Source organism: Bdellovibrio reynosensis, assembly GCF_022814725.1.
GTDB lineage: Bacteria > Bdellovibrionota > Bdellovibrionia > Bdellovibrionales > Bdellovibrionaceae > Bdellovibrio > Bdellovibrio reynosensis.
Genome location: NZ_CP093442.1, coordinates 1,063,172 through 1,086,671, shown reverse-complemented (window position 1 = coordinate 1,086,671; position 23,500 = coordinate 1,063,172). Strand labels below are relative to the sequence as shown.

Genomic DNA, 23,500 nt, shown 5'->3' with positions numbered 1-23,500 from the left:
AATAAAATTTAGGACAGCATTCGTTTGTCTTTGGCCCAAACATAGACAGCTAGCGAAGGATGATTATGCATCGGGTATTTAGCAGAACGTTGGCGAGCGCAATCGCGTTGGTAGGCGCGCTCATCTTATCAACAACTCTTCTCACAGGTTGTAAATTTCAACCGGGGTTTGGATACAATAAGGGGTATGCTCCAGAGCAACCAATTCCTTTTGATCACTCCCTTCACGTGGGAACTCACAAGATTCAATGTCAGTACTGCCACAACCAAGTGGAAAGAACGAAGCATTCGAATATCCCGGCACTTTCAACGTGCATGAACTGCCATCTTCAAGTGGCAACGGATAAACCAAATATTCAAAAATTACGTGATGCTTATGATGCAGGTAAGTCTATTGAATGGACTCGCGTGCACATGCTTCCGGATTTTGTGCATTTCAATCACAATGCGCACATCGCTAAAGGCGTAAACTGCCAAACTTGCCACGGCGAAGTCGAAAAAATGGCGAAGGTAGAACAGTTCTCTGATCTATCTATGGGTTGGTGTGTGAACTGTCACCGTCAGCCAGAAAATAAAGCGCCACTTAACTGTTCAACTTGTCACTACTAAGGTTTCGGAAGGTTGCAATGTCTGAAATACATACTGATCACGAATTAGAAATGAAAAAAGCGCTTCGCCCGAAAGTGGAGCGTGATAATACTTACTGGTTAAGTCTTGAGCAGTGGAAAAACGACCCTGAGTTCATGGCTATGGCTGAAACTGAGTTCAAATCTTCGCCGCTAAAAGAAAAAGACGGTGAAGACGGTTGGGCACGTCGTGAGTTCCTAAAACTTATGGGTGCTTCTATCGCGATGGCTTCTGCAGGTTGCATTCGCCGTCCGGTACAAAAAATCGTTCCTTATAATAAACAACCTGAAGAAGTAACTCTTGGTATCGCCAACTATTACTCTTCAGCTTACTTTGATGGTTCTGACCCCATTGCGACGTTGGTGAAAACTCGCGAAGGTCGCCCTATTAAAATTGAAGCGAACAACAACACACCATTTAGCCGTGGTTTGGACATTCGCTCTCAAGCAGCTTTGTTGGCTCTTTATGATCCTGAGCGCTTGCAAGGTCCTAAGCGCAACCTTTTCAACGAGAAAAAATCAAACAGCCAAGTTGTTGATGTTAAGTGGGAAGAGCTAGATAAAAAGATCGTTGCTGAACTTCAAAAAGGTGACGTTGTTATCTTGACGGGCCCGGTTGCTTCTCCAGCGACTCGCGCTGTGATTGGTGACTTTGCTCAAGGCTTTAATGCTAAACACGTTGTGTGGGATGCATTTGCCAATGAAGAAGTTCAACAAGGTCAAAAAGCTTCTTACGGCGAAGCCGTAGTTCCTAACTACCGTTTCGACAAAGCAAAAATGATCGTTTCTGTTGACGCTGACTTCTTGGGAACTTGGATTGCGCCAACGACTTACACTGCACAATTCACTGAAGGTCGTCGTGATATCAAAAACATGAGCCGTTTGGTTTCATTTGATTCACACTACTCTTTGACGGGTGCTAATGCGGATATCCGCATGAAGATCAAACCTTCGCAACAACTTGATGTTGTGATGGGTTTGATCCATGAAATCGTAGTTAACAAAGGCAACTCTGTATACGCTGGCAACGCAGGTGTTAAATCTGCTCTTAGCTCTTATGCAAATGTTGCGAAGTCTTTAAATATCGAACCTGAGTTGTTTGCGAAAGTAGCGGCGGACCTATGGGCTGCTCGCGGTGAATCACTAGTAGTTGCTGGTGGTTTGCAAACATTGACGGAAAGATCTGCAGAGCTTCAAGCTGCTGTAAACTTCCTAAATTCTGTATTAGAAAATGACGGCAAAACTGTAGAAAGCCGCGGTCACTCTGCATTGAAAGCGTCTTACACAGACATGCTTTCTTTGATAAAAGATATGAAAGATGGCAAAGTTAAAACTTTGATCATCCACAGAGTAAATCCAGCATTCGTACTGCCAGCTGAAGCAGGCTTTGCTGATGCGATCAAAAAAGTAAACATGGTTGTTTACACTGGCGATCGTATCGATGAAACAGGTATCTACGCTGACTACGTAACTCCAGACAATCATGCTTTGGAATCTTGGAATGACATCGAACTAGCTAACGGCGTGTACGCGATCTGCCAACCAGCGATCCGTCCAATGTACGACACTCGTTCTTTCCAATTATCTTTGATGACTTGGGCTTACACTGCTAACAGAGGCCCTGCGCGTCTTCGTGATTACGAAACGTTCTATGACTATCTTCGCGTATTCTGGAAATCAGACATTTTACCTAAAGTAGGTAAAGGCAAAGACTTCGAAGATTTCTGGCAATCTACTTTGCAAGCGGGTTACGTAGGTGAAATGGCGAACGGAAGTTCAGCTCGTTCATTTAAAACTGACGCTTTCACTTCAATCAAACCTGCATCCGCAAAAACAGGTTTTGAAGTTGTTCTTTACCCAACTTCACAAATGGGTGATGGATCTATGGCCAACGTTTCATGGCTTCATGAAACTCCAGATCCAGTAACAAAAATCGTTTGGGATAACTACGTAAGCGTTTCTTTGGGCACAGCTGAAAAGCACGGTCTTAAAGAAGCGACTGTGGTTGAAATCACAATCGGTGATAAAAAAATGGAACTTCCAGTTCACATCCAGCCAGGTATGCATGATGACGTTCTTGCTATCGCAGTCGGTTACGGCCGTACACGCGCTGGTAAAGTTGGTAATGGCGTAGGTAAAAATGCCTTCGCACTTGCGACTATCAAAGATGGTCAAATGATCTTCTCTGGTCAAACTGCGACGTTCACCAAAACTTCTAAAAAGTATCAGTTAGCAAACGTTCAAGGTCACCACACAATGGAAGGCCGTAACATCGTAGCGACTGCGACTTTGAAGGATTATAATAAGAAAAAAGATGCTGGTATTCACAGACACCACACTTGGTCTATCTGGAGTGGTCACGAATACTCTGGTCACAAATGGGGTATGGCAATCGATACAAACACTTGTACTGGTTGTTCAGCTTGTATGGTGGCCTGCCAATCTGAAAACAACGTTCCTGTAGTAGGTAAAGAGTACGTACTTATGGGTCGTGAAATGCACTGGTTGCGTATCGACCGTTACTACTACGGTGATCCTTCAAATCCAGAAGCGGTTTTCCAACCAATGCTTTGCCAACACTGTGACAATGCTCCGTGCGAAACGGTATGTCCGGTATTAGCAACTGTTCACTCCGATGAAGGTTTGAACGACATGGTTTACAATCGTTGCGTGGGAACTCGTTATTGCGCGAATAACTGTCCTTACAAAGTTCGTCGCTTCAACTGGTTCAACTTTGCTAAGCAAATCGAAAAACCACTTCACATGGCTCTTAATCCTTCAGTGGGTGTACGTACTCGCGGGGTTATGGAAAAATGTACTTTCTGCGTTCAAAGAATCCAGGAAGCAAAAACTGTGGCTCGTAATGAAAAACGCGCATTGAAAGATGGCGACGTGAAGACTGCCTGCCAAACGGCGTGTCCTCCGGGCGGTATCGTATTCGGTGACTTGAATGATCCAAACAGTGAAGTGCACAAAATCTTCAAAAATGACGAGCGTGGCTTCTTTGTTCTTGAAGAGTGGAATGCGAAACCAAACATTCGCTACCTTTCTAAGATCCGCAACAATGATAAAGAATCAACTGGTGGCCACAATGGTCACGGTACTGCAAAACAAGGTGAGCACTCATGATTAAGCGCAACCCATTAGTCCTTGGTAACAAGACACTTAAAGACGTAACAGATGACATCTGTGCTCCGGTGGAAAGATTCCCTTCTAAAGGTTGGGTGGGTCTTTTCCTAGGTGCGAAGACGTTGTTACTTTTCTATATCGTTATCCTTGCATCAGTTGTGGGTGTGGGTATCGGTTTGCTTGGTATGAGCAACCCGGTTTTCTGGGGAACGATGATCGTGACGTTCGTATTCTGGATCGGTATCGGTCACGCCGGTACTCTGATTTCTGCGGTACTTTTCCTTTTCCGCCAAAAGTGGAGAACTTCAGTAGCCCGTACAGCGGAAGCGATGACGGTATTCGCGGTTATGACAGCGGGTCTTTTCCCGTTGCTACATACCGGTCGTCCTTGGCTTGATTACTGGTTATTCCCTTACCCAAATCAACGTGGACCACTTTGGGTGAATTTCCGTTCGCCACTTCTTTGGGACGTTTTCGCCGTATCTACATACGCGACTGTTTCAATGGTGTTCTGGTACATCGGTTTGGTTCCTGACTTTGCGACAATCAAAGACCGCGCAAAGAATAAATTGCGTCGTACTGTTTACGGTGCGCTTTCTTTAGGTTGGCGTGGAACTGCTAAAAACTGGTCACATTATGAAATGTTGTATTTGATCCTTGCGGGTCTTTCTACTCCGCTAGTTCTTTCAGTACATACGATCGTATCGTTCGACTTCGCGGTTTCCCACTTGCCAGGTTGGCATACAACGATCTTCCCTCCATACTTCGTTGCCGGTGCGATCTTCTCTGGTTTCGCGATGGTTGTGACTTTGATGACGTTGGTACGTATTGGTTTCAAAGAATTCCAAAACTACGTAACTCTAGATCATATGGAAGTGATGAATAAAATCATCATGACGACTGGTATGTTAGTTGGTTACGCGTACGCAGCAGAGTTCTTTATCGCTTGGTACTCTGGCAACCAATACGAGCGCTTCGTATTCGTAAACCGTGCCTTCGGTCCTTACGGTTGGTCTTACTGGATGATGGTAACTTGTAACGTAATCATTCCACAGGTTTTCTGGTGGAAGAAAATGCGTCGTTCAATCCCTGTGATGTTCGTTGTTTCTATCTTCGTAAACATCGGTATGTGGTTTGAGCGTTTCGTAATCACTGTGACTTCATTGCACAGAGATTTCCTGCCTTCTTCATGGGGTATGTACCACTGGTCTTGGTTCGATACCGGGGTTCTGGTCGGATCCTTCGGTATGTTCCTGACACTGTTCTTATTGTATCTACGTTTGTTCCCGGCGGTTTCTATCGCGGAAGTGAAGCCCGTATTGCACGTGGGTTATGACGAAAAAGGAGGGCACCACTAATGGCTAAAATCGTAAAAGGTATTGCCGGAATTTGGGAAGATGAGCATTTGATTTTGAAAGCGGCAGCGAAAACTCGCGAAATGGGCTTTCAAAAGTTTGAAGCTATCTCTGCTTATCCTGTTCACGGAATGGAAGAAGCTTGCGGTATCAAAAGATCTTGGATCCCTTACGTAACTTTCGTAATGGGTGTCGTTGGTTTGACTGCGGGTTTGCTTTTAACTTGGTGGACTTCAGCAGTAGACTGGAAAGTGAATGTGGGTGGTAAGCCTTTCTTCTCTTTACCAGCGTTCATTCCAATCATGTTCGAATTAACTATTCTATTTGCAGCGCTTTCTTCAGTAGTAGCGTTGTTTAAAGCTTGTGGCATTCCACGCATTGATCCGCCGATCATCGATCCGGATCTAAGCTCTCACAAATTTGCGATCTTCATTCCTCACAATGATGTGAATTATGATGAATCAAAAATTGAAGCTATGTTTAAAGAGCTGGGCGCAACTTCAGTGAAGAAGACGGAGTACTAAAAGATGAGAAGCCTTGTGAATTTAACGGTTGGTATGGCAGCAGCGGGCTTAGCGATTATGGCTTTAACAAGCTGTGGTCCTCGCGGCAACAAACCCAACGTAGAAATCATTCAAGATATGATGGACACTCCGGCAATCAAAGCTCAGGAGTATGACGAATCTTCACCAAACGGCAGCGGTATGCGTGTTCCTCCAGAAGGAACTGCTCCTGTAGGTTTTGAGCCGTACAGATATGCTACTGATGTTGAAGGTGCTTCTAAAATGAAGAACCCAATCGCTGGTGACATGGAAAACAGCACTTTGTTAGTAGGTCAAAAATACTACGAAACAAACTGCGCAGTTTGCCATGGTTCTAAAGGTGAAGGCGGCGTTGAAGCTAAATCTTCAGTCGCAGCAAAAATGGCTTTGAAACCACCTGCAGTTGTGAGTGACAAAGTAAAAGGTTGGACCGATGGCCACCTTTACCACGTGATCACAATGGGGCAGGGTGTGATGGGACCTTACGCTTCTCACATTCCGCAACAATATCGTTGGCAAGTTGTTAACTACATTCGCTTCCTAGAGAAGCAATCTAAGTAGGTTTTAATATGGGTGAACATAAACACGTAAATCTACATGTTTCTAAATTTGAAGCTCCAGCAAAGTTGAAAACTTTGTGCTTCGCTTTGATTGCGATTGGTCTTTTGACTTTCGTAGTTGGCTTGATGAAAAACCAAGAAAGACTTTGGACTTCGTATCTAGTGGCTTTCTTCTTTTTCTCTGCAATGGCACTAAGCGGACTTTTCTGGGTGGCTATCAACAACACAGCTAAAGCGGGTTGGTCAGTGACTGTACGCCGTTTTGCTGAAGCAACTTCTTCATTCATCCCTGGTATTCTTATCGGTGGTTTGATTTTGCTTGCTGGTTTTAAATATCTTTTCCCTTGGGCGAATCCAGAAGTTATTGCTCACAATCCGGTCATCGCTGCTAAAACAGCTTACTTGAATACGGGCTTCTTCGTGGTTCGTTTGTTCATTTTTGCAATTGGTTGCTTGATCTTCCGCTGGGTGATCGTTGGTAACTCTCTGAAACAAGATCAAACGGGTGATGCGCACTTAACAGAGAAAAACGTGGGTCCTGCAGTTGGTTTCATTGCTTTCTTCGCTTTGGCGTTCTCGTTCTTCAGCGTTGATTTGTTGATGTCACTTCTTCCAACTTGGTACTCTACAATCTTTGGTATCTATACTTTCGCGGGTATGTTCCAAGCAGGTATGGCATTCCTTTCTATCGTTATCGTTTTGATGAAAAAACACGGTTACGTAAAAGGTTATGTCACTGATGAACACCAACATGACGTTGTAAAATACCTTAAAGGTTTCTCAATCTTCTGGGCTTACATTGCGTTCTCTCAATTCATGTTGATGTGGTATGCGAATATCCCTGAGGAAACAGAATACTACATCATGCGCGCTCAAGGCGGCTGGTTAGGAATCTCTGCATTGCTAGTGATCTTCCGTTTCGTGGTTCCTTTCTTGGCATTGCTTCCTCGTGGAGCGAAAAGAAGTGATTCTACAGTTTTGGCGATCTCTACAATCGTGTTGATCTTCCAATACGTAGATATCTACTGGATGGTTTATCCAAACTTCTTCGATGGACACGTAACATTTGGCTTCTGGGAAATCGGCATCTTTGCTGGTTTTGCAGGGATCTTCTTGTTAACCATCATGGCTTTCTGGGCGAAGCATTCTTTGGTTCCTCTTAAGGATCCAAGAATTCATGAAGCGATCAATCACCACGTAGCTTACTAGTTACGTCGGTCGCCGATAAGGGCTCAATCGACTTCGTTGTGCGGTCCTTCGCTTCTCTCCGACGTACCTTACAGGTACGCCTCCGTTTCGCGAAGGATCCTCCGCCTTGCGCTTGAACCCTTCTCGCCAACCTTGGGCCTCGGTTTCGGGGGAGGCGAGAATGACAGATTTAGTTTTTTAAAAAAGGAAGCTTAAGCTTCCTTTTTGTATTTTTGGGCAGTGGCTTGAAGGTGCACCTTTGATTTTGAATGATTAGCCATCGGGGGATTTATGGCTAAGTCGTTTCTCTTGGTTCTTATTCTTAGTTTTTCCAGTTTGGGTTTTGCTAGTTCTTCTAAGGTTTCAAATCTTGTGAATGGTTATTATCAGCAGAAGGCGCTTTGGGCGGTGATGCTTAAGAAGCAGCCTTCTAATTCTTTGCCTCGGCCGCTTCCTGATCCTTCTGAGGATGAGCCTTCTGTGCCTCCACCTCGACGTAATCCAAATCCTGGGCCTATTGATTGTCGGCCTGCGCCGGGGGATTGTGTGGAGGCTGTTTGTCAGCAGCTCAGTCGTTTTGAGTGTGATGATCGGGATGATCTTTTGGACATCGCTAACGAATGCAGAAACGTTTCTGCTGACTGTGTGAAGTCGGTCTGCAGTCGGGTTAGTCGTTTTGCTTGTGATGAAAAATCAGAGATGTTTGAAGTGACGGCGATGTGTCGGGGGCTCTTTGATGTTTCTTGTATCGACTATGTTTGCTCGCGGATTTCGCGCTTTGATTGTGATGAGCTTTCAGAGTTGCATGAGATCGCTCGCCAATGCCGTTAAAAAAAAGGGAGCTTTCGCTCCCTTTTTGGTTTTAGTAACCAGTCTTATCTTTCACTTTATCAACCGTCGTGTCTTTTCCTTCTTCGACACGGTTGCCTGCTTTTTTAGCGGCGCACTCTAGGTCGCCTTCCATGCAGACGGCTTCTTCAACACGGTGAGCACCTTTTTTAGCCATACGTTTGGTTTTTCTGCCGGCTGATTTCATTTTGTCAGTGGCAGAGTCCATTGTGGATTCTGTCTTATCACCAACTGTATCATCAGCGTAAGAAACTGGAGCGAAAGCCAATGTTGCGATCATTGCCATCATAATGAATTTCATAGTCTCTCCTTGTTGTTTGAAGCCCTTAGGGCTGACTATTTGTTTCCTATTAATGGTGGTTCGAGAATTTATTGAGGTAAATCAGTAATTTAGCAATGTTGTTTAAACCTTTTTGTACGTATGGCCACGCTTTTGACAGCAAAACGGCTTTAAATTTTAACTGAGCTTAGGCTTCGACTTTGCAATGAAGGTTCGTATGTCAAAAGCGCCTTTGCGGAACTTGGTTTATCTCAATTCGAGTCACTCCTTGCCTTCATATTTGCAGGCTCTGGAAGGGGTGCGCTGGAGTTATACCACTTCTGCCGAGCAGCTAAAGTATTTCATCAACTCTCATCATGGGGAACTGACTGTGATTATTCGTGCTGATTTTCTAAGTTTGCGTGCGGTAAAAGCCTTTGCTACGTGGGCCCATCAGAGTGCTCGTTTAAGCTTTATCTTTATTGCGCAAACTATTGAAAATGCAGCATTTCAATTGGGTGATGGAACTTCAAAAATGGTCTTTTTATTGGAAAATGAAGGTTCAAGAATTACTTTACTTATCAATCGTTTCTTTTCTGGTCAGGTTGTTAAATGCCGTCGTCAGGAACGCCAAGCGGTTCAGTCCCAAGTCATGCTAAAGAAGTCTGTTTACGCCAATCATTCGCCGACAGGGGCCGGGGTTCAGTTCCTTCGCGAAGGTCAGATGAATGACTTTTCCCAAGGTGGCGCCCAAATCAGTGTCGAAGAAGGTGGAGTCCGGGAAAAGGACTTTATCAGCCTGATGTACCAGAACCGATTTGGCCAATGGGTCTCGGTTGAATCCCAAGTACGCTGGGTTGTGTCGACCAGTGCAGGGGAGCAAATTATAGGTGTGCAATTTCTTGCTGTGAATGCTTGACCCCATGTGCCTTGGCGGCTACTAATTATGTGATGCAAATGCATATTTCTTCATCACATTTAATTACTACAGAAGATCGCACATCCGCGGTCACTCCATCATAATGTCACAAATTACTATTATTCTGCCGGATAACTCTACCAAGGTGTTCGACCATGAACCGACGGCGCTCGAAGTAGCGATGTCTATTGGTCCTCGTTTAGCTAAAGAAACCTTGGGCGTAAAAATCAACGATTCTAAAGAGATCTCTGACCTGCGCACGCCGCTTAAGGATCAATCTAAAGTCGCCTTAATCACCACAAAAAGCCCTGAAGCCGTGGAAGTGATCCGTCACTCTTGCGCGCACATCATGGCCCACGCTGTACAAGAAATTTGGCCAGAAGTGAAAGTCACCATCGGTCCCGTGATCGATAATGGTTTCTATTACGACTTTGATTCTCCGTTTGCCTTCAATGAAGAGCATTTCGAAAAAATCGAAAAGAAGATGGCAGAGCTGGTTTCTAAAGACCTGCCAATTCACCGTGAAAACTGGCCGATCGCGAAAGCCATTGAAACTTTCAAAGGCATGAACGAACGATTTAAAGTTGAGTTGATTGAAGACTTGGCTAAAAAAGGCGAAACGACTGTTGGTATCTATTTTAATGGAACTGGTTGGTTTGACCTTTGCCGTGGACCGCACATCCAAAGCTCTGGCCAAATCAAAGCTTTTAAACTTCTCTCAGTGGCCGGCGCTTACTGGAGAGGGGATGAAAAGAACGCTCAACTGCAGCGTATTTACGCTACAGCGTTCGGCGATAAAAAAGATCTTGAGCTATACCTTCACAATTTGGAAGAAGCTAAGAAGCGCGATCACCGTAAGCTTGGTAAAGAACTTGGTTTATTCATGTTCCATGAATACGCTTCAGCTTCTCCATTCTTCACTGGCAAGGGCACGACTGTTTACAATGAACTTGTAAACTACATCCGTGAACTTTACATGGAATACGACTACCAAGAAGTGATCACTCCGCAGGTCTTTGACGTAGAGCTTTTTAAAGCTTCTGGTCACTACGGAAACTATAAAGATGCGATGTACTTTACAAAACTTGATGAGCGTGAAAATGCTTTGAAGCCAATGAACTGTCCATCTCACTGCTTGATGTTCGGTGCAGAAAAGCATTCTTACCGTGAACTGCCAATTCGTATGGCCGACTTCGGTCGTTTGCACCGTTATGAAAAATCCGGTGCGATTCACGGGATCACACGCGTTCGTACATTCTGCCAAGACGATGCGCACATCTTCTGTTCGCTGGATCAGTTGAAAGTTGAAATCTATCGCTTCGTAGAGATGCTAAATAAGATCTATCATGTTTTGGGAATGCCAAATTATAAGATCTTGCTAGCAACCCGCCCTGACAACCGCATGGGGGATGATTCTGTTTGGGATCGTTCGGAAGGCGCGTTGGCAGAGGCGTTGAATGAACTAAATCTTCCATTTGAATACTCTCCCGGTGAAGGGGCCTTCTATGGTCCTAAGCTAGAGTTCCATTTCGTCGATGCGATTGGACGTTCTTGGCAAACAGGAACCATCCAAGTGGACTTCAACATGCCAGCAGCATTTGATTTGAAGTACACTGGTGAAGACAATAAAGAACACCGCCCAGTGATGCTTCACAGGGCAGTACTTGGTTCTTTAGAACGCTTTATCGGCGTTTACTTAGAGCATACGGCCGGTCACTTGCCACCTTGGTTGTGCCCTACTCAAGTGGCTATTTTAAACGTTACTGACCGTGTGAATACATTCTGCGAAGACTTACAGAAGCTTTTAAAAGAGCACAAAGTTCGCGTGGAATTTGATCGTCGCAATGAAAAGCTAAACTATAAAATCCGTGAAGCTCAGTTGCAGAAGATCCCGTACATGATCATCGTGGGTGACAAAGAAGCTGAAAATAAAACAGTTTCATTGCGCCTGCGTGATGGTTCAGAACATAAAGGTGTCACTGTAGATGACCTTTTAAAATTGATTACGACAGATATTAAAGAACGACACTTGCAGTCCTCACTTGCGAAGGCTGCAACAACTAACGAAAGCCAGGCAAAGACCGAATAACCGGTCGCTTGGTGATTAAAACGAAAACCATTGGAGGTTTCCCATTAGCAAGTTTGAAGGTAATTTTAGAGGTGGTGGCGGCGGACGTTTTGACCGCGGCAAAAAAGACTCTAAAGACTCTTTGAGAGTAAACCGCGAAATTCGCGCACAACAAATCCGTGTTATCGATGATGAAGGTAACATGCTTGGAGTGATGACTGTTCCAGAGGCGTTACGTATTGCTGAAGATAGAGGCCTCGATCTTCTTGAAATTGCTCCAACAGCTTCACCTCCAACTTGTAAAATCATGGATTACGGCAAGTGGAAGTACGAAAATAAAAAGAAAGCCACTGCAGCTCGTAAAAAACAAACTGTTGTGACAATCAAAGAAATCCAAATGCGTCCTCGTACGGACCAGCATGACTTTGAAACTAAGATGAACCACGCTCGTCGTTTCTTACTAGACGGTGACAAAGTGAAAGTATCATTGCGTTTCATGGGTCGTGAAATGGCCCATCAAGAGCTTGGTATGGAAGTAATGAAAAAGTGTATCGCTTTCGTTGATGACTTAGCTTTAGTAGAAGCTCAGCCAAAAATGGAAGGTAAAAACATGTTCCTAATGTTGGGACCTGATCCACTTAAAATTAAAGAATACCAAAAACTTCACCCGAAAGGTTCTAAGCAAGACACTAAAGAACTTGCCGAACTTAAAGAAGTCGAAGAAGAAGAAGGCGAAGAGTAGGACCGCGGACGCGCGCAGAGCCGGAGCACCGGCAGGTGCGCAGGCTGGTTGCTTCCGAATCTTCTATATTCAAAGCCCACGAAAGTGGGCTTTGTCTTTTCAAAAGGTGCCTGCTTCTTTTTTCGGTCCCCACCGCGTTAAAAAATCAGGAGTATCATGAAAGCCGTAGTTCAAAGAGTCACTAACGCTTCCGTTACGGTAGATGGAAAAACTATTTCTCAAATCGGCAAAGGCTACCTAACTCTGCTCGGAGTTGCTAAAGGCGACACCGAAGAACAATTAAGTAAGCTCATTCAAAAAATCCTCGCGCTAAGAATCTTCCCCGATCAAGACGGCAAAATGAACTTGTCCCTGAAAGACGTGGGCGGGGAGCATTTGATAGTTTCGCAATTCACACTTCTAGGTGATGCCTCAAAAGGCAACCGTCCAAGCTTCATCAACGCCGAACTCCCAGAAAGAGCCAAAGCCCTTTACGAAAAGGCCTTGAAGCTAAGCTCCGAACAAGTCCCAACTCAGGGCGGTGAATTCGGCGCTGACATGAAAGTAAATCTACTCAACGACGGCCCCGTAACGTTGATCATCGAAATCTAAAAGGTGCCTGCTTCTTTTTTACGTCTACAGAGCGTTAAAACAAAAAAGCCCAAGCGTTTAACTTGGGCTTTTTAAATTTTACTTTAACCTAAGCGACTGCCATCGCTTTAGCTCTGCGGCTTCCGCCACTTATTTCTTCAAATTCAACGGGATCAAATCAACCGAGAATCTAGCGCCTTCAACATATTGATAGTCGATGTCGCCAGAAAGTTGGATCGAGTTGTCTTCTGGATTGTACAACCAACCACCGTTTGCACTTTGCGGGATCAACTGATTTCCGTAACGAACGCGCACTTGCAGTTTACCGTTCTTTTCAGCGCGAGGACGTTGGCTAAGGAAAATCGTTTTTTCCAAAGTTTTAACAGTGATATCAGAGCCGATCTTTGCTAGGTCAGAACCGAAAGTAGGGCTCACGATGCTCATGATGCGGTTGTTTCTAATTTGCGTCGGAGTCAAACCTTGGCCTTCATTCGCTTTCACGATGAACTTTTCTAAACGCTCTGGACCAAAACCAGTACAAGTTCCGTTGTTTTTTGCAGTTTGTTTAACTGCAGTAAAGCACTCCGGGTGATACTTAGGATGAATTCTTAAAGCCCAGTCTTTATATTGATCTGGATCGTTAGCGCGGACTAGGACGCCGTAAGCAGACACTTTTTTAGCATCGCCACCTTTAAACTCAACAAGCTTTTGTGCCAATTGTTCTGGATCTAATTCTTTAGTGCCGTCATCAGCATCACTCACTAGAACAACAACTAGCTGAGCATCGTCACGGAAGAACTCTTCATTGGTAGCACCACGACCTGTTTTTTCAATAGCCGCAGCTAAAGGAGAAAACATTTCTTCAACCTCAGGTCCGCCTTTTTCAAAAGGGGCAACACCGATGTTCAAAGTAGAGGCAAGAACACCTTTACCGTCGGCTTTAGTAACAAAGCGATAGTTCTGGTTTGTGCCACCTTTTACCAAACGAAGATCACCCACTTGGTAAGAGTTTGCATTGGCCTTTGCATAACGCTCAGACGAATCCCAAACTGACATTACGCCGATATGGTAATCGATCATTTTGTTTTTAGTGATTCTAGCTGTGAAGCCATCAATGTTTTTAACAAGATTTTCTTGCGCTGACTTCATACTGTCAGAGTTATCAACCACAAAAAGAATATCTACGCGAGGATTGAACTCTAGCTGGCTTTGGCCACCATCTTCAGTGATCCACTCAAAAGTTTGCTCAGGAACGTGTTCGGTTTGGGGAACAACAACCAATTCGTCATGCAATGGTTTTTCAGCACGCAAAGGAACTGACTCTGGGCTGCAGGCAGATACCAATAAAAAGGCGCCGATATAGATAGCAGCGATGATTAGATTTCTCACATCTTCCTCCTAATCCCCTTAGCACACACTTTCCCCGCAACTTCAAACTTATCCAATTCATCAATCCATGGCAGACCGTCATCCATAAACACCAATTGATCGTCATCCACGTTTTTGAAATTGCCTTTTTTGAACAAAGACTGACTTAATTCTAAATCAGTGTGAACGCGGTGGATGGCTTCAACCTCCACAAGGTTCAACTTTTGAATCACTTTAAAATTATTTTCTGTCTCAGTACTTGCGATTTCTTTAATGCGATCTTTCAAAGTCTCAAGACTTTTCGCATTGATTTTTTGCAGCGAAGACACCACTTTTTCGTGACGGCCATCTAAAACGGCGATGGCTTTTAGCGAAGCCTTGTAACGGAAAAGTTGCTTTTGAAATTCAACGTCTTTGTAAGTCAAAAGCGGAAGCTTCTGAACTGAATCCGTCATGTCTTCTAATTTCATCGGGAACTGATCTGCCTTAGCAACCACAGTCGCTACGCCATCATTCCAGCCCGTTTTAGCAAGATTTTGGATTTCCATGACGCGGGATTTTTGTTTTTCTTTAAACTTCGTATGGGTTTCGAAGACACCTTTATAGTCACACATCTTTAACTGAGTTAAAGATTGTAACAAGTAAGCCTCAGAATTAACGATCTCGCCAAATTGTGGGCTAAGAAGAGTTTTAGTTTGGCTCAAAGCTTTTTCGAAATCTTCTTTACGGAAGTAAGCCCAGCCTTTTTCTTCAACCGCCGCTAACCAGTTTGCTTCACCACGAGGAATAGAATTGTAAGCGGCAAGAGCAGCATCAAAATCACCCTTAGCAAAAAGTTTACGGGCATTTTTCAGGTTAGCTTTACTATCACAATCAACACATTTGGTTATGATGCTTTTTTCAACATCTTCAGTATCAAAAGTGCGTGTGGTTTTATCTTCAAGATTTTTAACCCAAGCCTTAGCCCAAGCTGTCGCAGATACAGTCTCAGCATTTGCTTGAGAGTGAAAAGCAACAAGAGCTAAAACAAAGGTAGCAAGAGCTAACAAGATTTTACTCATAAAATCCATCCCAAGCCAAGGCTGCCTACAACGGTATTCAAGTTGCGAGCACCAGTGACTAGTTGGTCTTCATATTTTTGCATACGGATTTCAGCACGAGCTGAAACGTGTTTCGTGATCCAAGCACCTAAGCCCACACCTGCAGTTAAAAGCGAAGTATTGCCGCTAGCAAGGTTCATCGAACCACCACCGGCAAGAAGATAGATATCAAACTGATTTACACCCATATCAAGGAAGCTTGTTTTTCCATAAATCGGGTACCAGTTTAGAACAGCCATAGTTGCATTTTGTGGAGCATCGATATCTACGATTGTCGCACGGCCACCAGCATTATAAGACGCTCTAGCGTCGTCAAAAATTCTTTGACCTTCCGCTGAAAGGGTAGAACCAAAATCAAGGTAACGGGCACCCAAAGACCAGCGTGGAGTGATGTGATAATCAACTTGAAAACCCACTGTTTGAGTTTTTAAGTAAGCATCCCCGCTAAATACGCTTCCGTAAGATAGACCGAATTCCAGAGTGTTGTTGCGATCCACCATACGTTGTTGAACGATGCGAGAGCGGCTTTCAGATTTAATCTTCGTAGCCATTTCCATAAGGTCTTTATTGCCACCCAATGTATCGATATCTTGGCTAGCATTGATTTGTTTTGCTGACTTCGTTGAAGAAGCCAAAGCGGGTGCTGCTAAAAGACTGAAAGTCACTAAAGCCGATGAAAGAAGAGTTAAAGTTCTCATTTTGCAGCCTCCGCAGAGCATAGAGTCGCGTCTTGAGTCGCAACAACTTTAATTTTAGCAGCAACTAGATTTGAATTTCTGCCGTTAACAATACTCAAAGCATTTACAGTGATGTCACCGTTTAAGTTTTCTAATTTGGTCTCACAAGAAACATTCAATGAAAGAGTACAGTTTTGTTTGTTAGCTCCCGTTGAAGCGTCCACGCAAGTTAATGAAGGATTCACATCCAATGAAGTTACTGGAGACTCAACTTTAACTTCAGCTTGCGCATCCGCAGAAGATACGGTGAAGTTTGCAACCACTGTTTTACCAGGGGACGCTTTTAAACCAGTTTGACCAATCGAAGTCAGGTCAAAACGGGGAGCTGAAATAGGTTTAGTGTAAGCAATCTTAATACGTTGAACTGTCGGAGCCGTTTGTAAACCATCGTAAGCTACGCGGAAAGCAACACGCACGAAAGTTCCATCAACGTTTTGCAAAATCGCACCTGTTTTACCTACCTGAGGTTGAACAGGGATATTTTGTGTATCAAAAGTCTTAGTGAACTTCCAAACAGAGTCCTTAACGTATTCAACTTTAGTATCAGCCGGGATGTGGCGAGAACCATCAAGGTCTTTAAAGCTTTGGCCAGCCGAAGATTGGTTCTCATCGGCAGTCACAATTAAAGAAGGTTTTTGTGGAGCATTTGCATCTGTACCTGGAACCTTCGCAGTCACAGAGAAAGTAGTGATTGAACCTTCAGAAACTTGCGTGCCCAAGCCTAAAACTTGAACCTCAGAAGGAGCATCTTCAGTTCTAAATACAGTCAAATTAAGTTCTTTCGTTCGAACAAGGCCTTCGTATTTTGCAGCGTCAGCGGCATTTTTAGTCGAAGTCACAACCGCTTTAAGTACAACTTTAAGCTTTTGTTTCTTTTTGTTCGCAGGAACTGTGTATAAAGCAGGAGTGTAAGTTAAAATATAAACGTCTGCTTCTTTTGTCGATTTTTCGATAGAAACTTCTTTAGGCTTTTCTTCAACGTTTAATTTAATTTCTACAGAAGGATCCAATACGCGGGCTTGGATTTTATATTGTTTGGTTTTGCCTTCTTCAAAATCCATATCTTCATCAGCGCTGATCACTAGCAAGCTGCCGTTGATAGTGGACTCCTCGATTTTAACGATGCGGTCTTCTTTAACGATCACTTCTTTAGTGATTTCACGAACAGAGTCTGGACCTTTTTTAAGTTCCAGTCTTGCGTTGTCACGCATAGCTGCTAAATCCTGAACAGGATTTTTAGAGTATTCGCCGCATCCAGCAGCAAGCAAACTAAGTGATAAAACTGAGATCAATGCGTGGTTCGTTTTCATGGTCAAAACTCCTTTTAGCGACTGCTCACGCGCATAAGTTCGAAGGGATAAAGAACATCAACATTTACTTTTCCAACCGGACGAGGGAACTGCCATGTTTTCATTTTAGACAACATGCAACCTTCAACAGTTCTAGAACCTAATGAAGACTCTGCTACGTTAGCAGTGGTGATACGGCCCGAAGCACCGATCACGAAAGCAACTGCGACGCGACCACCGATAGATGGTTGAGCTTGCAATCCTTTTTCATAACAATAGATGATTTGACCTTTGTTACGATTGATAACCGCAATGATTTGATCGCGGTCTAAACCGCCTTCAACAGTCGCTTCATCATCAATTGGTAAACTGACTGCAGAAGTGCCACCAACCATTGGGATTTTTCCATAGCCCGCGCGACCGCCACCAGAACCACGAGTTCCGTAGCCACCAGCACCTTGAGCACGAGCACCTTCACCAGCACTTCCAGCAATCAAACCGCTGCCAGGTAAGTAACCACGAGCGCCACCGCGACCCGCATTACCGATGCCACCGCCACCAGCGCCAGTTCCTGCTGCTCTGATGTTTTTAAGAGATCTCATATCAAGACCTTCAGCATCACGAGCACCTGTCGATAAACCACCTAAAGCTGCCAAGGCGCCAACACGGCGAACATCTTTAGCTTTAGCTGTATTCACATGGTAAGGCTTAGAGCGAAGTTTTTTAGCATTAGGGCTGTACTTCTTAGTAGTTTGTTTGATCTTAGTTTGTGACACTTTCACATGGGGACGAGCCTCAGGGTGAACTTTTTCAATTTCCTGAGGAATATTGATTGTAACTAAAGCCGGTTCTTCGGCTTTAGCAAAATACTGATTGTAGATCCAAGATCCACCCACCAATAAAAGCACAGCTACTAAGTGACCAATACCAGTTTTCTTAATTAATGTAGTTAAAGTTTTTTCGTCTTCTTCTTCACGAAGTTCATAAGTCGGGCTGTTATTCACTTCAACTGGGTAAAGGCGCAAACGTCCTAAACCTTGAAGCAATTGACCTTCTTCAGAAAGTTGCGAAAGTTGGATTTGTTGCAACAAAGTGTAGTTCACTTTGTTTTCATCAAGTTCATTTAAAGAAGCAAAAGCCTCTACACGGCGCGAGTCTTTTAAGTACACAAGGTTCAACGCTTCTGCTTGAACAGCAAAAGTACGAACCTTTTGGCCTAAAGTATTTTCTAGTATTAGAAGTTTAGCTGCGCTCATAATTAGTTTCTTTCAAGTTCTTCGTTGATACGATCTTCAAACTGCGTACGGCCTTTAAGAAGATCCTCGAGTAACTTATCGTTTTCGACCGTTGCCGCTGTATTCATCGAGCTTTGGTATTTACCGCGTAATGCGCTTCCATCAAACTTAAAGGAAGTACCTAGTTTCGCTCTTTTAACTGCAGCAGGATTCACGCTTTGTGAATTCTTGCCAGCGGCAAAGGTCGTTACTGATACCAGCAAAACAAGGGCCAAAGAAATTACTGATTTCATAGGCTATTTCCCTTCTGTAAGTGGCTTATACGCGCTTCCAGATAAGTGGCCATAAGTGGATGGCCAATTTTTGTCTCAATCTGTTTCAATTGTTCAATTTCGCGCACGTTAGCAGGGTCTTCTGCCACTACCTTGCGCGCGGCAGTTAAATCGCGTGCCGATAATTGTCTCTCATCCAAAGTGTCCTCTAAAGCGTCCTTCATAGGGCCTTTACCAGGGATTGAATTTAACAGAGTCAATTCACGAGCTAAAAGCTTACGGATCTCTGGGCGAGCGATTTTATAATCACGTAAAGTCTGTGATAGTCCTAAAGAACGATTCCAGATTTCTTGCTGTTTTTGTTGGGCATAACGAGCTTTCAACAAGAACGGCTTAGAACGGCCTTTAAGAATAGAGATATATTGTTGTTGTTCAGCTTTTGTTAAACCTTGAGGCATTGGTAAAGAAGCAAGGTCCTTAACCATACGCTCGTTTTCACTAGAAACCAGGTTCAAAGCTAGCATCTGAGCAGTCACATCCTTATAACCAAGGCTGTCTGCTTGAAGACGGTCTGCTTTTTTAAGCATTTTCACGCGCTCTTCGATCGTCTTTTGCATTAAACGATCTTTGCTTGAATCTAGCTCGTGCTTAGCAATCTTAGCTTTTTCATTTTGTAGCAGAGTATAGAACTCTTGTTTTTTAATGAATAGGTTCGCCGATTGTTTACGCATTTCTTTTAAATCAAGAACTGATTTCAAACCGTCCGCATTGCCATTCTGAGCGTAAACCAAAAGAACAGTCTCGTTTAAAAGAGCTGGCTTTTGTTTTAACTCAGGAGCTTGAGCTTTCAATTCACGAACTGGATTTGCAGAAGTCAAAACCAGACGAGTGCGCACCACTAAAGAACGCTCGCCACGAAGTCCTGCATCTAAAGATCTTCTATAGTGTTTAGAAGCAGCATCAAGACCCGCAAGGTCCGCTAATGTACCAAGACGGAATTCTTTTTCTTTTTCAGAAATCTTAGAGTTTTCTAAACGCAAAGCTGTAACATAAGCGTTCTTAAAGTCTAATTTCTTCTCATAATAACCAGTTAATTGCTCTAGGCTTTTTTCACGAAGTTCTGAGCTGATGCCAGGAACGGCTAATAGGGAAGTGATCGCGCCAACATAAACTTTTTCTTCATCAAGCTTTTTAGCAAGCACCGCCTGGTTATTATAGAAAAGGATTTTTTCTTGTTGGGAAGCGTTTTGCAATTTACGTGAATCCATGCTGTTCAAAGCTGACTTAAGATCAGACTTCGAAGATTTAGGATTGTTCGCAACTGCGGCAACACGGTTCATTAAGCTTTTACGAGCAATACTTTCAAATTCAGTACGAGCCAATGGGAAGATCTCAGAGTAATCCCAAGCAAGTTCTTCCAAAGTTTTTTCATTTTTAATTTGTGCTAACGAATCTAACGAAAGGTCAGCTGCTTTTTTACGAAGATCTGCTTTACCGTTTTTATCTTTAGCTAGGTCTTCAAAATCAGCGGCTGCATTAGAGTAAAGCTTTTGCTCGTAAGCTAAGTAAGCCAATTGGTATTGAACTTCAAAAGACTTTTCACCTTTCGGAGCTTCATCGATAAAGTGCAAGTAAGCTTCACGCTTTAAAGCCGGGTTGCCAGATTTTTCTGCTGCAGCTACTTCGTTTAGTAAAGCTTCTTGTCTTTCTTTTTTAGAGAAGGAACTGCTTTCACTAACTGTGCGGTACAATTGTACGGCCATAACGTAGTTACCAAGATCCATCGCGATCTGAGCCCCACGTTGGGTCATTTCCATGTCAGACGGGAAGGTCTTATTATAAGTTAAATAAGCGTTCATCAAGTCTTGGTCAGGTTTAAGTTTCTTAGAACGATGAAGTTCCGTTACATAACGCTTCATCGTTTTTTGGAATTCAGCGCATTTGTCTTCAGAACAACCGCTTTTTTGTAAAGCCGTAGCTGCCTTAGCAAATTCAGCAATGGAGGCAGAAGTTTGACCACGGTCATAGTTGATTTGTGCTAATTGAACAGAGGCCTCGATACGCTCTTCTTTAGTCAAAGAAGAATCAGCTAAGTAGCGGTTTAAGATATCGTGGGCCGCCTGTTTTTGACCAATACGGTCTGCTTCTTTAGCAAAATAAAGCATCAAACCTTTACGTTTATCAGCCGGAGCCAAATTCTCAAACGTATCGATTTCTTTTTTAGTAATGTCTTTTTTGGAATAGAAAGTAGCAAGATCGCGCAAAACATCCGTGTGGAAAGGAGCATCGTATTTGCTGCCTTCTTCGGTATCACGAACGATTTTAGATGGATCTTTCAACAGGTTTTCAAAAATAACGATAGCAGCATTTAAGTTGCCAAGGTTGAATTCACACCAAGCTAAGTTATAGATGGTCAAAACGCGATTTTCAAGACCAGCATCTTTTAAAGCGATTTGGTAATGAGTTTTCGCTTCAGCAAAACGAGATTTAGAAAATAACAAATCGCCAAGGCTTGCGTGGGAACGTGACACGATAGCTGGAAGAATGGATTTCTTCTTCGCATCGCGGATGATTTCTTCATATAAATTAATAGCTTTATCCGTTTGGCCAGCCATTTCATAAAGATGGGCCAATTGGAAAAGGATCGGACCGTGTTCGTTTAACTTAACTTCTTTAAGTAAGTTCTCATAGATTTTAACGGCCTTAAGACGGTCGTCTTTAGATCCTTTGCAACCTTCACAGTTAGCTTCAATTTCAAGCATAAAACGCGTACGAGCGCGCTCTGCAAGCAAATCAGCTAGACGTTGCTGGCTTGGTAGCCAAGCTGAATCAGAACGCTCCAAAGTCGATAGGACGCGTTCCATTTTGTTAATAACGAGATCCTGAGTCTCTGCATTCATTTTCTCGGCAAAAGCCGACGATGTGACCAAAGATCCACCTAAAAGAGCAATGATAAGGATTCCGTTTAGTGTTTTCATTGTGCAGGCACTACCGCAAATTTCATTTTTTCGATACCAGACAGGGAACTTGCCTTAAGCAAAGGATCCAAGTCTTCGTACGCCATCTCTTGGTCGGCCTGAACCAAGAGTGCTACAGATTTTTCTTCTGACTTCTTTTTTAACTCAGCAAGCTTTTGTCCAAGGTCTTTCTTTTGAACAACCTCGTCATTCAAACGGTAAACGCCTTTTTGAATGCTCAAGATCGGAGTTTCTTTTTCAATCCCAACGCTATGAGAAGCCGTCGGTAAACTCATTTTAGAAGGAATGGTTGTTTCCATCCCAGAGTTCTGAGTACCGATTAGCAGATAAATAACAATGATTGAGAAAGCATCAATCAAAGAAGTCAAAGGAAGTGCCAAAGCTAAATCCTGGAACTTACCTTTTTTAGACTTCATCCCTGGTTTCAAACTTTGAATGTCTGAAAGCGGGGAGCGAACTTGATTTACTTTTGTAAAGGACGAGGTTTTCATAAGTCCTACCCAAGTGGGGATAATCCCACTCCTTCAAATTGAAACTGTTTAAGTTTATCCATGATACGAATCACATCGCCGTAAGAAGCTTGCGCTTCAGGACGAACCACGCCGGTTTTCAAATCTGGAAATTTCTCTTTCAGCGCTTGAAGTTTTTCAGCCAAAGCATCCAAGTTCACTTTGTTGTTGGAGGCTTTGATCTCAACTTCATAGGTCTTCTTATTAGGAAGATCGCGAGCAGAAAGTTGAACCGCACCTTGCGTGTTCACAGAAATCCATAGCGACGGGGGATTAACAGCACCCGCCGTGGAGTTGTCGCCGATGGCCTGTCTTGTATCCAGGGTCCCGATTTGAATCCAAACTGCTGTCAATAATAGAAAGCAGATCAGAACCGACAAAATGTCGAGAATCGGCAGAATGTTTAATTCAAAATTCAACTTATCGTTGCCGCTACCGCTAGTCATAATTATCTCCCAGAAACTGAGGAAACATCTTTCTTGTTAGAAACTGGCTCGTAATGGAAACCAAGTTGGATAAAGATGTTCAAAGCACCTTTATTAAGGTCATCCGTTAAACGAGTCGCACGGTTTTGAAGAACCGCATACATAATCAAAGCAGGAACTGCCACGATCAAACCGTAAGCTGTCGTATTCATCGCAAGGGAAATACCTTGAGAAAGAATCGTCGCTTTTTCAGCAGGGTTTGCGTTCGAGATACCCGCAAAAGAGTGAATAAGACCTGTGATCGTACCTAATAGACCTAATAAAGTTGCAACGTTTGCAAACATCGCAAGGAAGCCAATGCGTTTTTCTACGCGAGTTGCTTCTTCTAATAGAACTTCATCCATTTTAAGTTGGATTTCTTCTTTGCCGCCAAGATCGATAGCTGCTTGGATACCAGCAGATGCAACAACACCCATTGGCTCACGAGCACCGATTTGCAATGAACGGCGAAGAGCTTTCTCAAGGTTACCAGCTTTAATATCTTCAGCTAATACCTTCGCGATTTCTTTTTGGTTCGGTTTACGAGAACCATAAAGAGCCATCGCACGCTCAGCAATAATAGCGATAGAAACGATTTGTGCCGCTAAAATAGCCCACATCCAAATAGCATCAGCAGAAGTGAAGCCGCGACCAAGTGATAATAAGAATTCCATATATATAACCTCCACGGTTTTTTTAATCCTGAGGTTCTAGGAGCAATGAGGATGCCAAAAAATAAGAC

The 23,500-nt window shown here is 43.5% G+C and carries 22 protein-coding genes; 11 read left to right on the top strand and 11 right to left on the bottom strand.

Translation table 11 applies throughout. The features are described from left to right. Positions 1 to 65 precede the first annotated feature (65 nt). The 7 genes from MNR06_RS05060 to MNR06_RS05030 all read left to right on the top strand — a co-directional run bounded on the left by MNR06_RS05060 (position 66) and on the right by MNR06_RS05030 (position 8,230). Positions 66 to 608 carry a cytochrome c3 family protein gene (locus MNR06_RS05060; protein ID WP_243539484.1) on the top strand — a complete coding sequence of 181 codons (543 nt, stop codon included), beginning with the start codon at positions 66 to 68 and terminating at the stop codon, positions 606 to 608. A gap of 17 nt (positions 609 to 625) precedes the next feature. Further along, positions 626 to 3,754, top strand: coding sequence for a TAT-variant-translocated molybdopterin oxidoreductase (locus tag MNR06_RS05055; RefSeq protein WP_243539472.1), 3,129 nt, complete (start codon positions 626 to 628; stop codon positions 3,752 to 3,754). After that, complete coding sequence (nrfD, locus tag MNR06_RS05050) at positions 3,751 to 5,112, top strand: NrfD/PsrC family molybdoenzyme membrane anchor subunit (protein ID WP_243539471.1); 1,362 nt, start codon at positions 3,751 to 3,753, stop codon at positions 5,110 to 5,112. The genes MNR06_RS05055 and nrfD overlap by 4 nt, the downstream gene beginning before the upstream one ends. Next, a complete protein-coding gene (locus tag MNR06_RS05045; protein ID WP_243539470.1) occupies positions 5,112 to 5,633 on the top strand; it encodes a DUF3341 domain-containing protein in 522 nt (173 codons plus the stop codon). The genes nrfD and MNR06_RS05045 overlap by 1 nt, the downstream gene beginning before the upstream one ends. A 3-nt stretch (positions 5,634 to 5,636) precedes the next feature. Further along, positions 5,637 to 6,212, top strand: a complete 576-nt coding sequence (locus MNR06_RS05040; protein WP_243539469.1) for a c-type cytochrome — start codon at positions 5,637 to 5,639, stop codon at positions 6,210 to 6,212. Between the two features lie 8 nt (positions 6,213 to 6,220). Next, positions 6,221 to 7,420 (top strand): molybdopterin oxidoreductase, encoded by a 1,200-nt coding sequence (locus MNR06_RS05035; protein ID WP_243539468.1) that lies wholly within the window; start codon positions 6,221 to 6,223, stop codon positions 7,418 to 7,420. 270 nt (positions 7,421 to 7,690) lie between these two features. Further along, positions 7,691 to 8,230 carry a hypothetical protein gene (locus tag MNR06_RS05030; protein WP_243539467.1) on the top strand — a complete coding sequence of 180 codons (540 nt, stop codon included), beginning with the start codon at positions 7,691 to 7,693 and terminating at the stop codon, positions 8,228 to 8,230. Between the two features lie 31 nt (positions 8,231 to 8,261). Here the strand turns inward: MNR06_RS05030 and MNR06_RS05025 are convergent, their stop codons facing one another. Further along, positions 8,262 to 8,549 carry a hypothetical protein gene (locus MNR06_RS05025; protein ID WP_243539466.1) on the bottom strand — a complete coding sequence of 96 codons (288 nt, stop codon included), beginning with the start codon at positions 8,547 to 8,549 and terminating at the stop codon, positions 8,262 to 8,264. A 247-nt stretch (positions 8,550 to 8,796) separates the two neighbouring features. On the opposite strand from MNR06_RS05025, the gene MNR06_RS05020 reads away from it, so the two are divergent. The 4 genes from MNR06_RS05020 to dtd all read left to right on the top strand — a co-directional run bounded on the left by MNR06_RS05020 (position 8,797) and on the right by dtd (position 12,827). Continuing rightward, on the top strand, positions 8,797 to 9,426 hold the full coding sequence (locus MNR06_RS05020) for a PilZ domain-containing protein (RefSeq protein ID WP_243539465.1): 630 nt from the start codon (positions 8,797 to 8,799) through the stop codon (positions 9,424 to 9,426). A 103-nt stretch (positions 9,427 to 9,529) separates the two neighbouring features. After that, a complete protein-coding gene (thrS, locus tag MNR06_RS05015) occupies positions 9,530 to 11,515 on the top strand; it encodes a threonine--tRNA ligase (RefSeq protein WP_243539464.1) in 1,986 nt (661 codons plus the stop codon). Positions 11,516 to 11,636: 121 nt separating this feature from the next. Beyond that, positions 11,637 to 12,236, top strand: coding sequence for a translation initiation factor IF-3 (gene infC, locus MNR06_RS05010; RefSeq protein WP_243539463.1), 600 nt, complete (start codon positions 11,637 to 11,639; stop codon positions 12,234 to 12,236). 156 nt (positions 12,237 to 12,392) lie between these two features. Continuing rightward, the gene (gene dtd / locus MNR06_RS05005; protein ID WP_243539462.1) at positions 12,393 to 12,827 is read left to right on the top strand and encodes a D-aminoacyl-tRNA deacylase; all 435 of its coding nucleotides are present in this window, start codon (positions 12,393 to 12,395) and stop codon (positions 12,825 to 12,827) included. Positions 12,828 to 12,956: 129 nt separating this feature from the next. Here dtd and MNR06_RS05000 read toward each other — a convergent pair whose 3' ends face one another. Genes MNR06_RS05000 through MNR06_RS04955 form a run of 10 tightly spaced genes read right to left on the bottom strand, consistent with a single transcriptional unit; the run spans position 12,957 to position 23,432 of the window. After that, entirely contained in the window at positions 12,957 to 14,195 is a 1,239-nt protein-coding gene (locus MNR06_RS05000) for a hypothetical protein (protein ID WP_243539461.1), read from the bottom strand. Further along, a complete protein-coding gene (locus tag MNR06_RS04995; RefSeq protein ID WP_243539460.1) occupies positions 14,192 to 15,235 on the bottom strand; it encodes a tetratricopeptide repeat protein in 1,044 nt (347 codons plus the stop codon). Before MNR06_RS04995 ends, MNR06_RS05000 begins: the two co-directional genes overlap by 4 nt. Beyond that, the gene (locus MNR06_RS04990; RefSeq protein WP_243539458.1) at positions 15,232 to 15,972 is read right to left on the bottom strand and encodes an outer membrane beta-barrel domain-containing protein; all 741 of its coding nucleotides are present in this window, start codon (positions 15,970 to 15,972) and stop codon (positions 15,232 to 15,234) included. The genes MNR06_RS04995 and MNR06_RS04990 overlap by 4 nt, the downstream gene beginning before the upstream one ends. Beyond that, entirely contained in the window at positions 15,969 to 17,321 is a 1,353-nt protein-coding gene (locus tag MNR06_RS04985; protein ID WP_243539450.1) for a hypothetical protein, read from the bottom strand. The genes MNR06_RS04990 and MNR06_RS04985 overlap by 4 nt, the downstream gene beginning before the upstream one ends. Positions 17,322 to 17,335: 14 nt before the next feature. Then, positions 17,336 to 18,556 carry an AgmX/PglI C-terminal domain-containing protein gene (locus MNR06_RS04980; RefSeq protein WP_243539448.1) on the bottom strand — a complete coding sequence of 407 codons (1,221 nt, stop codon included), beginning with the start codon at positions 18,554 to 18,556 and terminating at the stop codon, positions 17,336 to 17,338. 2 nt (positions 18,557 to 18,558) lie between these two features. Then, on the bottom strand, positions 18,559 to 18,828 hold the full coding sequence (locus MNR06_RS04975; RefSeq protein ID WP_243539440.1) for a hypothetical protein: 270 nt from the start codon (positions 18,826 to 18,828) through the stop codon (positions 18,559 to 18,561). After that, positions 18,825 to 21,785, bottom strand: coding sequence for a tetratricopeptide repeat protein (locus MNR06_RS04970; RefSeq protein WP_243539437.1), 2,961 nt, complete (start codon positions 21,783 to 21,785; stop codon positions 18,825 to 18,827). The genes MNR06_RS04975 and MNR06_RS04970 overlap by 4 nt, the downstream gene beginning before the upstream one ends. Beyond that, positions 21,782 to 22,276, bottom strand: a complete 495-nt coding sequence (locus MNR06_RS04965; RefSeq protein WP_243539435.1) for an ExbD/TolR family protein — start codon at positions 22,274 to 22,276, stop codon at positions 21,782 to 21,784. The genes MNR06_RS04970 and MNR06_RS04965 overlap by 4 nt, the downstream gene beginning before the upstream one ends. A 5-nt stretch (positions 22,277 to 22,281) precedes the next feature. Continuing rightward, positions 22,282 to 22,740, bottom strand: a complete 459-nt coding sequence (locus MNR06_RS04960) for an ExbD/TolR family protein (protein WP_243539422.1) — start codon at positions 22,738 to 22,740, stop codon at positions 22,282 to 22,284. Between the two features lie 2 nt (positions 22,741 to 22,742). Further along, positions 22,743 to 23,432 carry a MotA/TolQ/ExbB proton channel family protein gene (locus MNR06_RS04955; protein ID WP_243539420.1) on the bottom strand — a complete coding sequence of 230 codons (690 nt, stop codon included), beginning with the start codon at positions 23,430 to 23,432 and terminating at the stop codon, positions 22,743 to 22,745. Positions 23,433 to 23,500 lie beyond the last annotated feature (68 nt).